Source organism: Streptomyces sp. DSM 40868, from assembly GCF_011820545.1.
Classification (GTDB): Bacteria; Actinomycetota; Actinomycetes; order Streptomycetales; family Streptomycetaceae; genus Streptomyces; species Streptomyces eurythermus.
Window position 1 is genome coordinate 979912 of sequence record NZ_CP050504.1, and the last position, 13768, is coordinate 993679.

3 protein-coding genes and 1 pseudogene are annotated in these 13768 nt (G+C 76.5%); all 4 read right to left on the reverse strand.

Going from position 1 to position 13768, the window contains the following annotated elements:
• Nucleotides 1-46: 46 nt before the first annotated feature.
• Nucleotides 47-10761: pseudogene (locus HB370_RS04335) on the reverse strand (type I polyketide synthase).
• A gap of 92 nt (nt 10762-10853) precedes the next feature.
• Entirely contained in the window at nt 10854-12134 is a 1281-nt protein-coding gene (locus tag HB370_RS04340) for a methylaspartate mutase (protein WP_030793714.1), read from the reverse strand.
• Entirely contained in the window at nt 12131-12583 is a 453-nt protein-coding gene (locus HB370_RS04345; protein ID WP_030793711.1) for a cobalamin-dependent protein, read from the reverse strand. Before HB370_RS04345 ends, HB370_RS04340 begins: the two co-directional genes overlap by 4 nt.
• A complete protein-coding gene (locus HB370_RS04350; protein ID WP_051816188.1) occupies nt 12583-13755 on the reverse strand; it encodes a decarboxylase in 1173 nt (390 codons plus the stop codon). Before HB370_RS04350 ends, HB370_RS04345 begins: the two co-directional genes overlap by 1 nt.
• Between the last annotated feature and the right edge of the window lie 13 nt (nt 13756-13768).

A 13768-nucleotide genomic window follows, 5' to 3' on the forward strand; every position in this document is an offset into this window, starting at 1 on the left:
GGGTGGCCCGGTGCCGGACGCGGCGCGTCGTCCGGCACGGGGGTGGTCACTGGGGGGCGGTGCGGTCGAGTGCGGCGCGCACCAGGTCGGCCACGGCCATGGTCCTGATGTCCCCCACCGGTTCGGCGGGGGCGGGTTCCGCGGCGGGTTCGGACAGCTTCAGCAGGCTGTCGAGCAGACCGGCGGCGCGCAGACGGGCGACGGGGATGCGGGAGATCAGGGCGCGCACCTCGTCGTCGCCGCCGGGCGCGGCCGGCTCCGGCTGGGGCCGCAGCCGCTCGAGGAGGTGAGCGGCGAGGGCGGCCGGGGTGGGGTGGTCGAAGATGAGGGTGGAGGGCAGGCGCAGTCCGCCGGCCGTGTTCAGGCGGTTGCGCAGTTCCACGGCGGCGAGCGAGTCGAAGCCCAGTTCGGTGAAGGCGCGGCGGGGTTCGACGGCGGCGGGCCCGGGGTGGCCGAGGACGGCGGCCACCTCGGTGCGGACCGCTTCCAGCACGGTGTGTTCGTGGTCGGCGGCGGGCAGTTCGGCCAGGCGTTCGCTAAGGGTGCGGGCGTGCTCGGCGCGCTCCGGGCGGGCGGTGACGCCGGCCAGGGTGCGCAGCACGGCCGGGACGTCATCGGCGCGGCGGCGCAGGACGGCGGTGTCCAGCCGTACCGGGACCAGGGCGGGGGCGCCCGCGGCCACGGCGGCGTCGAACAGCTCCAGTGCCTCGTCCGGGTCGAGCGCGCCGATGCCGGTGCGTTCGATGCGCTGGACGTCGGCCCGGTCCAGGGCGGCGCCCATGCCGCCGCCGGACCACAGGCCCCAGGCGAGGGAGGTGGCGGGCAGGCCGAGGGCGGCGCGGTGGGCGGCGAGGGCGTCCAGGAACGCGTTGGCGGCGGCGTAGTTGCCCTGGCCGGAGCCGTCGAGGGTGCCGGCGGCCGAGGAGAACAGCACGAAGTGGGCGAGATCCCGCTCCCGGGTCAGTTCGTGCAGGTGCCAGGCGGCGTCCGCCTTGGGCCGCAGGACGGTGTCCAGCCGGGCCGGGGTCAGCGAGCCGATCAGGGCGTCGTCCAGGACGCCGGCGGTGTGCACGACGCTGTCGACGGGGTGCGCGGCGAGCAGGGCGGCGAGCGCGGTGCGGTCGGCCGCGTCGCAGGCGACGATGTCGGCTTCGGCGCCCAGGCCGGCGAGGTCGGCGCGCAGTGCGGCGGCGCCGGGCGCCCCGGGTCCGCGGCGGCTGGTCAGCACCAGGCGGGTGACGCCGTGCCGGGCGGCCAGGTGGCGGGCGACCAGGGCGCCGAGGCCGCCGGTGCCGCCGGTGACGAGGACGGTGCCCCACGGCCGGCCGGTGCCCTCGGTGTCGCCGGTGTCGTCGGCGCGGACCAGCCGGGGCGCGTGCGCCGTGCCGCCGCGCCAGTGGACCTCGGGTTCCCCGGAGTCGAGGAGGGCGGCGAGCGCGGCCCGGTCGGGTACGGGTGCGTCCGGCGCGGCCCGGGTGACGAGCAGGATCCGGCCGGGGTCCTCGGCCTGTGCGGCCCGCACCAGCCCGTGCACGGCCGCGTCGGCGAGCGAGCCGCCGGTGAGGACCACGAGCACCGAGCCGGCGTACCGGTCGTCACCCGTCCACGCCCGGAGGACTTCCAGGGTGCGGCCGAGCGCGCCGCGCACGGCGCCGGGCAGGTCGTCGGTGCCGGGTGCGGTGACGGGCAGGATCACCACGTCGGGGACGGTGGCGCCGAGTGCGTCCAGGCCGGGGTGGACCGGGGCGCCGAGGCCGAGGCCGTCGTCGCCGAGGACCGCCCAGCTACGGCGGTCGGGGCGTCCGGCGGCCTCGGGCAGGGGGGATGCGGTGACGGCGTAGAGGTGGCGGTGGCGCCGGGTGAGCCGGTCGGCGGCGTAGGGCCGGGTGACGTAGGAGGCGACGGTGGCCAGGGGCCGGCCGTCGGTGTCCGTCAGCTCGATGCGGGTGCCGTCGGGGCCGGGGGTGATCCGGACCCGGGCGGTGAGGGACGCCTGGGCGTGCGCGGTGACCGAGGTCCAGGCGAAGGGCAGGGCGATGCCGTCGGCCGGCCCGTCGGGTGCCGGCTCGCCGTCGAGCAGGGAGGTGACGTGCAGGGCGGAGTCCAGCAGCGCGGGGTGCAGGACGTGCCGGGCGGCGTCCTGGGCCGCCTGGGCGGGCAGTTCGAGGTCGGCGAGCAGGGTGTCCCCGTCCCGCCAGGCGGCCCTCACGCCCTGGAAGACGGGGCCGTAGTCGTAGCCCTCGGTGTGCAGGCGCGGGTAGAGGCCGTCGACGTCGAGCGGGGTGGCCCCGGGCGGCGGCCAGGCACCGGACGCGGGCGTGGGTGCGGGGGCGGTGCCGGAGCCGGTGAGGGTGCCGGTGGCGTGGTGGGTCCAGCCCTCGTCGGCGGGGGCCCGCTCGGCGCGGGAGTGGATGTCCACGGTGCCGTCGGGGCGGGCGGCGACCTGGAGGCGTACGGCGGTGTCCCCGGGCAGCGCCAGCGGGGCGTGCAGGGTGAGCTCCTCCAGGACGGGACGGCCGGTCAGGCGTCCGGCGTGCAGGGCGAGGTCGACCAGGGCGGCGCCGGGCACCAGGACCGTGCCCAGCACGGCGTGGTCGGCGAGGACCGGGTGGGTGGCGGTGGAGATCCGGCCGGTGAGCAGCACCCCTGCGTCGCCGGGCAGGTCCAGGCGGGCGCTGACCAGCGGGTGCCCGGCGGCGGCGAGCCCGTGCCCGGCGGCGTCGCCGGCGGTGACGGCGGGCGTGGGCAGCCAGTACGGGCGGTGCTCGAAGGCGTACGTGGGCAGGTCGGCCGGGCGGCCCGGGTAACCCTCGTACAGCACGCCCCAGTCGACGTCGAAGCCCCGGGTGTGGACGGCGGCCAGGGCGGCGAGCAGTCCGGGCAGGGGGGCGGTGTCCTTGCGGGCGGCGGGGACGAAGGCGGTGTCCTCGGCGTCCGGCAGGCAGTCGGGGCCCAGGGCGGTGAGCACGGGCGCGGCGCCGAGTTCGAGGAAGGTGCCGGTGCCCTGCGCGGCCAGGGTGGCGACCGCGTCGGCGAACCGTACGGTCTCCCGCACGTGCCGTGTCCAGTACTCGGCGGAGCCGAGGTCGGCGGCGGTGGCGGGGGCGCCGGTGAGGGTGGAGACGATCGGCAGGGCCGGTTCGGCGGCCCGCAGCCCGGCCATGACCTCCCGGAACTCCTCCAGCATGGGTGCCATGCGGGGCGAGTGGAAGGCGTGCGAGACGCGCAGCCGGCGGGCGCCGGGGAAGTGCGCGGCGACCTCGGCGACGGCGTCCTCGTCGCCGGAGACGACCACGGCCCGGGGGCCGTTGACGGCGGCGATCGCGCACCGCTCGCCGTCCACCAGCGCGGCCACCTCCTCCTCGGACGCCTGGACGGCGGCCATCGCGCCGCCCGCGGGCAGCGCCTGCATGAGCCGGCCGCGGGCGGCGACGGCGGTGACGGCGTCCGGCAGCGACCACACGCCCGCGACGTGCGCGGCGGCGAACTCGCCGACGGAGTGCCCGGCCAGCCGGTCGGGGCGCAGCCCGAAGGACTCCAGCAGCCGGTGGAGGGCGACTTGGGTGGTGAACAGGGCGGCCTGGGTGTAGGCGGTCTGTTCCAGGGTGCCGGCGTCGTCGCCGAGGACGACCTCGGCGAGGGGCCGTTCGAGGTGCTTGTCGAAGAGCGCGGCGATGCGGTCGAAGTGCTCGGCGTAGACGGGGAAGGCGTCGTACCAGTCGCGGCCCATGCCGGGGCGCTGGGCGCCCTGGCCGGAGAACAGGTAGGCCAGGCCGCCGTCGGTGGCGGAGCCGGTGACGAGCAGTCCGGGTGCCTCGGTGCCGTCGGCGAGGGCGCGCAGGGCGGTGGTGGCCTGGTCGTCGCCGGTGGCGAGGAGGACGGCGCGGTGGGGGTGGGTGGCGCGGGTGGTGGCCAGGGCCCGGCCGAGGTCGGCGGGGGCGGTGCCGGTCAGCTCCAGCAGCCGCCAGGCCTGGCCGCGCAGGGCCTCGGGTGAGCGGGCGGAGACCGGGAGGGCGAGCACCGGCGGGGCGGTGGCGGGGTCCGGCTCGGCGGGTTCGGGCTCGGTGGACTCCTCCAGGATCACATGGGCGTTGGTGCCGCTGATCCCGAAGGAGGAGACGCCCGCGCGGCGGGCCCGGCCGGTGGCGGGCCACGGGCGTGGCTCGGTGAGCAGTTCCACGGCGCCCGCGCTCCAGTCGACCTGGGTCGAGGGCTGGTCCACGTGCAGGGTCTTGGGCAGGACGCCGTGGCGCATCGCCATGACCATCTTGATGACTCCGGCGACGCCGGCGGCGGCCTGGGTGTGGCCCATGTTCGACTTGACGGAGCCCAGCCACAGCGGCTGTTCGCGGTCCTGGCCGTAGGTGGCGAGCAGGGCCTGTGCCTCGATCGGGTCGCCCAGGGTGGTCCCCGTGCCGTGGGCCTCCACGGCGTCCACGTCGGCCGGGGTGAGCCCGGCGGCGGTGAGCGCGGCCCGGATGACGCGTTGCTGGGAGGGGCCGTTGGGGGCGGTCAGGCCGTTGGAGGCGCCGTCGGAGTTGACGGCGGAGCCGCGCACCAGGGCGAGGACCCGGTGCCCGTGGCGGCGGGCGTCGGAGAGGCGTTCCACGACGAGGACGCCGGCGCCCTCGCCCCAGCCGGTGCCGTCGGCGCCGTCGGCGAAGGACTTGCAGCGGCCGTCGGCGGCCAGTCCGCGCTGCCGGGCGAAGTCCACGAAGGTGTCCGGTGTCGACATGACGGTGACGCCGCCGACCAGGGCGAGGTCGCATTCGCCCTGGCGCAGCGCCTGGGCCGCCAGGTGCAGGGTGACCAGCGAGGAGGAGCAGGCGGTGTCGACGGTGACGGCCGGGCCCTCCAGGCCGAGGGCGTAGGCGACCCGGCCGGAGACGACGCTGCCGAGGCTGCCGTTGCCCAGGTAGGCGGCGAGGTCCTCGGGGACCTCGGCGAGCCGGGTGCCGTAGTCGTGGTACATGACGCCGGCGAACACGCCGGTGCGGGAGCCGCGCAGCCGGTGCGGGTCGATGGCGGCGCGCTCCAGGGCCTCCCAGGACACCTCCAGCAGGAGCCGCTGCTGGGGGTCCATGGCGGTGGCCTCGCGCGGGCCGATGCCGAAGAAGGCGGCGTCGAACTCGGCCGCGTCGTACAGGAAGGCGCCCTCGCGGGTGTAGGTGCGGCCGGGGGTGCCGGGCTCGGGGTCGTAGAGCGCCTCGGTGTCCCAGCCGCGGTCCGTGGGGAAGCCGCCGACCGCGTCGGTGCCGTCGGCGACGAGCCGCCACAGGTCCTCCGGGGAGCGGACGTCGCCGGGGTAGCGGCAGCTCATGCCGACGATGACGATCGGGTCGTCGTCGGTCGCGGTGCGGACGGGGGCGCCGGGGTCCTCCTGCGGGCCGGTGCCGAAGAGGCGGTCGCCGATGTGGCCGGCCAGGGCGCGGGAGGTGGGGTGGTCGAAGACGAGGGTGGCGGGCAGTCGCAGCCCGGTGGCGGTGTTCAGCCGGTTGCGCAGTTCGACGGCGGCGAGCGAGTCGAAGCCGAGGTCGGTGAAGGCCCGGCCGGGGTCGACGGCGGCCGGCCCGTCGTGCCGCAGGACGGCCGCGACCTCGGTGCGCACCAGGTCGAGCAGGGCGCGGTCGCGGTCGGCGGCGGGCAGCGCGGCGAGCCGTCCGATCTCGTGGCCGGTGCGGGGGCGGTGCGCGCCGTGGCCCGGCGGGTGACCGGGCGGACGAGGCCGGTCAGCAGCGGCGGTACGCCGTCGGGGCGGCGGCGGACGGCGGCGGTGTCGATCTCCACGGGCACCAGGTGCGGGGCGCGGGAGCGCACGGCGGCGTCGAACAGTTCCAGGGAGCGGGCGGCGGTCAGTCCGGGCACGCCGTAGGCGGCGATGCGGTCCCGGGCGGCCTGGTCCAGGGCGGCGCCCATGCCTTGGTCGGTGGCCCACAGGCCCCAGCCGAGGGAGGTGGCGGGCAGGCCGAGCGCGGCGCGGTGGGCGGCGAGGGCGTCCAGGTAGGCGTTGGCGGCGGCGTAGTTGCCCTGGCCGGCTCCGTCGAGGACGGCGGCGAGGGAGGAGAACAGCACGAAGCGCGAGAGTGCGCGGTCGCGGGTCAGTTCGTGCAGGTGCCAGGCGCCCAGGGCCTTGGCGTGGAAGACCTCGTCCACCATCGCGTCGGTGAGGGTGTCCACGGTGCCGTCGTGGACGGTGCCCGCCGCGTGCACGACGGAGTCCACCGGGTGCCGCTCCAGCAGGCGGCGCAGGGCCTCGCGGTCGCCGGTGTCGCAGGCGGCCACGGTCACCTCGGCGCCCAGCTCGGTCAGTTCGGCGCGCAGGTCCGGGGCGGTGCCGCGGCGGCCGGCGAGGACCAGGCGGCGTACTCCGTGGGCGGTCACCAGGTGGCGGGCGAGGAGCGCGCCGAGGCCGCCGGTGCCGCCGGTGACGAGCACGGTGCCCCAGTCCGCGGCGGGGGCGTCGCCGACCGGCTGCGCGACCAGCCGGGGCACGCTGAACGTGCCGTCGGCGAGGGAGAGTTCGGGTTCGCCGGTGGCGAGGGCGCGGCGCAGGCCGGCCTCGTCGGGCAGCGCCTCGTGCTCGATCAGGACGTAGCGGCCGGGGTTCTCGGCCTGGGCGGAGCGGACCAGGCCGCGGACGGCCGCGTGGGCGGGGCTTCCGGGCGGGGTGACGACGACCAGCCGGGTGCCGGCGAGGCGCTCGTCCGTCTGCCAGGTGCGCAACAGCCCGAGGACGTCGCGGACATGGGCGCGGGCCCGGGTGGCGTCGGCGTCCGCCGGTCCGGGGACGCGGTGCACGACGGCGTCCGGGGCGGGCCCGTCCCCCAGCGGCTCGGTGACGTCCGTGAGGACGGCGGTCCGCAGCGGTTCGGTGGCCGTGGGCCGGGGGTACGGCTGCCATCGCACGGTGTACAGGAGGTCCTGGTCCGGTACGGGCCGGGAGGTCAGGGCCTCGACGGCGGCCACCGGGGCGCCGGTCGGGTCGGCGAGGTGTACGGCGATGGTGTCGCCGCCCCGGCGGGTGATCCGTATGCGCAGGGCGGTGGCGCCGGTGGCGTGCAGGGTGACGCCGGTCCAGGCGAACGGCACCAGCACCTCGGGCCGCGGCGGGGTGCCGAGGTCGGCGGCGTGCAGGGCGGCGTCGAGCAGCGCCGGGTGCAGGCCGAAGGCGCCGGCGTCGGCGGTGGCGTCCTCGGGCAGGGCGACCTCGGCGTAGACGTCGTCACCGTGCCGCCAGGCGGCGCGCAGCCCCTGGAAGGCGGGCCCGTAGTCGTAGCCCTGGCCGGCGAGTTCCGCGTAGACGCCGGTGGTGTCCAGCGGCCGGGCGTCCGGCGGCGGCCACTCGGCGGGGGCGGCCGGGGCGGGCGGGGCGGTGGTGGTGAGGACGCCGGTGGCGTGCTGGGTCCAGGGCGCGTCCCGGTCCGCGCGGCTGTGCACGGTGACGGTGCGCCGGCCGGTGGCGTCGGGTTCGCCGACGGCGACCTGTACGGCGACGTCCTCCTCGGCACGCAGCACCAGGGGGGCGCCGAGGGTCAGTTCCTCCAGGGTGCCGGCGCCGGCGTGGTCGCCCGCGCGCAGGGCGAGTTCGACGAAGGCGGTGCCGGGGAAGAGGATCCGGCCGGCGATGACGTGGTCGGCGAGCCAGGGCTGGGCGCGGGTGGAGACGCGGCCGGTGAGGACGACGCCCTCGGCGCCGACGGCGACCACGGCGGCCAGCAGCGGATGCCCGGCGGGGAGCTGGCCGAGGCCGGTGGCGTCGGTGCCGGTGCGCTGTTCCAGCCAGAAGCGGCGGCGCTGGAAGGGGTAGCCGGGCAGGTCGATCCGGCGCCCGCCGAGGCCGGCGAAGTGCCGCCGCCAGTCGACGGGGACGCCCCGGGCGTGGGCGGCGGCGAGCGCGGTGAGGGCCTCGCGCGGCTCGGGCCGCTCGCGCCGCAGCACCGGCAGGAACGCGGTGCCGGGTGCATCGGTGCAGTCCGGGCCCAGGGCGGACAGCACGGCGTCCGGGCCGACCTCGAGGAAGGTGCGGGTGCCGGCGTCGGCGTCGGCGAGGGAGCGGACGGCGTCGTGGAAGCGGACCTTGGCGCGGACGTGCTCCACCCAGTACTCGGGGTCGCGCAGTTCGGCGGTGACGGGTCCGCCGGTGACGGTGGAGACGACCGGCAGCCGCGGTTCGGCGTAGTCCAGGACGTGTGCGATCCGGCGGAACTCGGCCAGCATCGGTTCCATCAGCGGCGAGTGGAAGGCGTGGCCGACCCGCAGCCGCTTGCTGTCGTGGCCTCGCGCGGCGAGTTCGGCGGCGATCAGCTCCACGTCGGCCGCGTCCCCGGAGACGACGACGGCGCCGGGCCCGTTGACGGCGGCGATGCCGGTGCGCGCGGTGAGCAGGGGTGTCACCTGGTCCTCGGCGGCCCGTACGGCGAGCATGGCGCCGCCTTCGGGCAGGGCCTGCATGAGCCGGCCGCGGGCGGCGACCAGGATCGTGGCGTCCTGGAGGGTGAGGACGCCGGCGACATGGGCGGCGGCGATCTCGCCGACGGAGTGCCCGGCGAGCTGGTCGGGCGTGAGGCCCCAGCTCTCCAGCAGCCGGTACAGGGCGACTTCCAGGGCGAACAGGGCGGGCTGCGCGTACTCGGTGCGGTGCAGCAGTGCGGCCTCGGGGGTGCCGGGTGCGGCGAACAGGATCTCCTTCAGCGGCCGGGCGAGCTGGAGATCGAAGTGGGCGCAGATGTCGTCCAGGGCGTCCGCGAACAGCGGCTGGGCGGCGGCGAGTTCGCGGCCCATGCCGGGGCGCTGGCTGCCCTGCCCGGTGAACAGGAAGGCGAGTTCGCCGTCGGCGCGGGCGGTGGGCGGGGTGGTGCCGGCGGCCAGGTCGCGCAGGGCGGCGCGCAGTTCGGCGCGGTCGGCGGCGACGAGGACGGCCCGGTCGGGCAGTGCGGCCCGGGTGGTGGCCAGCGAGTGGGCGAGGTCCGGGAGAGGGGCCTCGTCCGCGAGGGGCAGCAGGTCGGCGGCGCGGGCCCGCAGGGCGGCCTCGCCCCGGGCGGACACGACGAACGGCAGCGGTGTCCCGGCGGGCGGGGCCGGGCGGACGTCCGGGGCGGTCGCCTCGGGCTCCGGCTCGGGCTCGGGGTGTTCGAGGATGACGTGCGCGTTGGTGCCGCTGACGCCGAACGAGGACACCCCGGCCCGCCGGGCCCGGCCGGTCTCGGGCCAGGGGCGCTCGGCGGTGACGAGTTCCACGGCCCCCGACGACCAGTCGACGTGCGGGGTGGGCGCGTCGACGTGGAGCGTGGCCGGTACCCGCCCGTGCCGCATGGCGAGGACGGTCTTGATCAGTCCGGCGGCGCCGGCGGCGGCCTGGGTGTGCCCGAGGTTGGATTTCACGGAGCCGAGCAGCAGGGGCGCGCCGGCGGGGCGGTCCTGGCCGTAGGTGGCGAGCAGCGCGGTGGCCTCGATGGGGTCGCCGAGCCGGGTGCCGGTGCCGTGGGCCTCGACCACGTCGACGTCGGCGGCGGTCAGGCCGGCGTCGGCGAGCGCCCGGCGGATCAGCCGCTGCTGGGCGGTGCCGCTGGGCGCGGTCAGGCCGTTGGAGGCACCGTCCTGGTTCACGGCCGAGCCGCGTATCAGGGCGAGCACCCGGTGCCCGTTGCGGCGGGCGTCGGACAGCCGTTCCAGGACGAGCACGCCGACGCCCTCGGCGAATCCGGTGCCGTCGGCGGCGGCGGAGAACGCCTTGCAGCGTCCGTCGGGGGCGAGGCCCCGCTGCCGGCTGAAGGCGGTGAACACCCCGGGGCCGCCCATCACGGCCACGCCTCCGGCGAGCGCGAGCGAGGACTCGCCCTGCCTGAGCGAGCGGCACGCCAGGTGCACGGCGACCAGGGCGGCGGAGCAGGCGGTGTCGACGGTGACCGCGGGGCCCTCGGTGCCCAGCACATAGGCGACGCGGCCGGAGATGACGCTGTTGGCGTTCCCGGCGAGCAGATAGGCGTCCAGGCCGTCCGGGGCGTCGTGCAGGCGCGGGCCGTACTCCTGGATCTCGGCGCCGAGGAACATCCCGGCCGGGGTGCCGCGCAGCGCCGTGGGGTCGATGCCGGCGTCCTCCAGGGCCTGCCAGGAGGTCTCCAGGACGAGCCGCTGCTGGGGGTCCATGCCGAGCGCCTCGCGCGGGCTGATGCCGAAGAAGTCGGCGTCGAACTCGGCGGCGGTGTCGAGGAATCCGCCGCTGCGCACGTAGGTGCTGCCGGGTACCTCGGGGTCCTCGTGGTAGAGGGCGTCCAGGTCCCAGCCGCGGTCCCGGGGGAAGCCGGTCAGTACCTCGCCGCCGTCGGTGAGCAGCCGCCACAGGTCGGCGGGCGAGGCGATGCCGCCGGGGAAGCGGCAGCCCATGCCGACGACGGCGACCGGTTCGCCGGGGTCCGGGTCACCGGCCGGCTCGTCGGGGGTGTCCGGGGTGCCGTGGACCTCGGCGAGCAGCCGGGCCGTGAGGTCCTGGACGGTCGGGCAGTCGTAGGCGAGGCCGACCGGCAGGTCCAGGCCGGTGCGTGCGGTCAGCCGCCGGTGCAGGTCGACCGCGGCGAGCGAATCGAGTCCCTGCGCGGCGAGGGGGGCGGCCACATCGAGGGGGGCCGCCGTGCCCGGCCGGGCCGCCTCGATCGCCTCGGCCACGGCCGTGCGCACCAGGTCGGTCACCAGCGCGCGGTGCCGGGACGGTACGGCCGTGGCGAGCCGTCGTGCCAGAGCTGAGTCGGATCCGGGCCCGTTCATCCACGCATCTCCACTTTCGGCCGACACCGGTTTTCCTCACCTTTTTCCACACCGTAGTGACGGCCCCGGAAAGGCCACACCCTTAACCACCCCTAGGGGCGGGCGGATTCGACGCCCCGGGTGTTCCGGGGGTCGGGTCCGTCGAACGAACGGCGTACGTAGGACAGGGAATCGAGCAGTTCCGCGGCGGTGACGGCGTGGGCCGGGCGTACGTCGGCGATGCCGTTCAGCGGCATCCTGCCGATGTCGGCCCAGGCCAGCCGGCCGTCCGCGGCGATATAACTCCGGCTGGATCCGGCGTTGTCCGGATGCAGACAGTAGGGCACGTCGAGGCGTCCCTCGGCGAACGCCGTCAGCAGGGCCTTACCGGGGTCGTCGTCCAGCTCCAGTACCGCGTCGACCAGGGCGGACGCCTCGGCGTAGGTCTGGGTGCCGGTGGCGTCCAGCGGGGCCCGCGGGGTGCGGGCGGCGACCTCGGCCGCGTATTCCAGGGCGGCGACGTTCTCGGCCACCGTGGGAATGCGGCGGGATTCCGCGACGGTTTTCACGATGAGCCTCTCCGAGCCGCTGGCGACGGCGAGTTCGGCCGCTTTCCCGAGCAGCCGGTAGGCTCCTTGTTCCGTTTCCGGGTACAGCCCCATGTAGGCGTAGACGACGACATGCCATTCGGCGTCCGGCAGATGGTGTGCGCACAGGCGGCGCAACGCGGCCACCGCTTCGGCGTCCTGGCCGGGATGGGTCTGCTGGGCGTAACTGACGGAAATGCTGCGGATGCCGTGCCGGTGGAAGAACAGCGCCTCCAGCACGCTGACGGCGACGAGCAGGCTCGGCGGGCACAACTGGCCGAGGACACAGCCCCCGAAGGTCTCCAGGTGCGGTTCGCCGCCCGACCCACGGCGGGCGGCGAGCAGTTCGCAGGCGTCGGCCCAGTGGGCGACGGACGCGCGCAGCGGGACCCGGCCGTAGGGCAGGCAGTAGGAGACCGGGCCGCCCTCGGAGGCGTCGAGCCCTACGGCGGTCAGCGCCCGGAAGATGTCCTGGGGCGCGGCGGAGCCGTGCCGGACCTGGACGGGGAAGCCGGGGCCGTGGATCCCGTCGAGGACGCCCGCGGTGGTGGCCGCGTCGTGGCTCACGATCGGGTAGCCGTTGAGGGGCACGTCCTCCAGGACGGCCAGGCGTGCCGACTCCAGGTCGCCGACCCGGGTGTAGCTGTCCAGGGTGATCGTGCCGACGGTGGTCGCCCCGGCGTCCCGGGTGGCGAGCAGCCCGGCCCGCATCCGCTCCGGGCTGCTCATCCCCATCCGGGGCTGTACCACCAGGCGGCCGGCGTCGTGAGCCCGGCGGACGAACGCGCCGAACCCGCCGCCGGTCACACCAGGGCCCGCTGCGGCAGCGCGCCGAGCATCCGCCGGAAGGCGGCGACGCCCTCGGCGCTGTCGTCGAACACCGCGTCGTACCCGGCGGCGCGCAGCGCGGCCGTCTCCTCGGCACCGCAGGCCCCGGCGATGCCGAGCTTGCCGCCGATGACGACGGGCACCGCGGCGAGGGCGGGGTGTTCGCGCAGCCGGGTGACGGTCCGCATGCCGTCGTGGTAGCCGTGGCCGTTGACGCTGCTGACCACGATGAGCGCGGGGTGGTGCGCGAGGGCCTCGGCGATGAGCAGGTCCTCGGGGACGCAGGGGCCGAGGTTGACCACGCGGTGGCCGTGCTCCTCCAGCAGGAGCTGGAGGTAGACGAGGTTCCAGGTGTGGGAGTCGGAGATGCCGCCGGCCACCAGCACGGGCCGGTCGCCGGGTCGGGGGGCGTTCGGGAAGGGGCTCATCACAGGGCCTGTCCGTGGTCGTAGATACGGGTGTGCTCGATGCGGGAGGCGGACACGAGGTCGTCGCCGCGGACGACGATCTCGGCGGGCGCGGGCCGGCCGAGGAACATCAGCAGGCTGGCGGTGGGGCCGTACGCGCCGGCGTTGGGGACGGTGAGCAGGTCGCCCGGGGCGAGCGCGGGCAGCGGGACGCCCCGGCCGAGCAGGTCGCCCGGGGTGCACAGCGGCCCGGCCAGGCTCGCCGGGGTGCCGTCGGCGCCCACGGACTCGTGGGGTTCGACGGACACGGGCAGGATGCGGCCGAGCCCGGACATGCCGCCGAAGGTGTTGATGCCGGCGTCGAGGACGAGGTAGCGGTGGTCGCGGCTGTCCTTGACGTTGACGACGGAGGTGAGCAGGGTGCCGCTGTCGGCGACCAGGTAGCGGCCCGACTCGCAGGCGACCTGGGGGGCGCCCGAGCGCCAGCCGGGGAAGTGCTCGTCCAGCGTCCGGGCGAGGGCGTCGCGCAGTTCCCGGTAGACGGGCCGGGTGCCCTGCACGGCGTAGGGCGCGGCGAATCCGCCGCCGATGTCGAGGAAGCGGAAGGTGACGCCGAGTTCCTCCTGGAGGGCGGCGGCGGTGGCGACGGTGTGCCGGAACTCCGCGATCAGGCTGGCCTCGTCCTTGGCGTTGCTCAACGGGAAGAAGTGCAGTCCGGCGACGCGGGTGCCCGGGATCTCGCGCAGTTCGGCGGCGAGGCCGGGCAGGGTCTCGCTGTCGAAGCCGAACTGCGAGGGCACGCCGGTCATGCGGATGCCGGTGGCCGCCGCGCCGGTGGCGTTGTTGACGCGGAGCAGGCAGTCGGCGGTGAGGCCGAGCCGCAGCGCGGTCTCGCCGACGCGGCGCAGGTCGCCGGGGGACTCGGTGGAGAACAGGCGGACGCCCCGGGTCAGCGCCTCGGCCAGTTCGGCGGTGGTCTTGCCGGGTCCGGTGTACAGGATCCGGTCGCCGGGGAAGCCGGCCCGCAAGGCGGCGTCGAGTTCGCCGACGGAGCTGATCTCGGCGCGGCAGCCGCCGGTGCGCAGCTCGCGCAGCAGCTCGGGGTGGGGGTTGGCCTTGGCGGCGTAGAACACCTCGACCTCGTCGGGCAGCGCGGCGAACAGGTCGTCGCGGGCCGCCGCGACCCGGTCCAGGTCGTAGACGTAG

Bases quoted from the DNA above. Each gene is read 5' to 3' on its own strand.
- HB370_RS04345 (WP_030793711.1), bottom strand. From the start codon at position 12,583: ATGAGCCCCTTCCCGAACGCCCCCCGACCCGGCGACCGGCCCGTGCTG.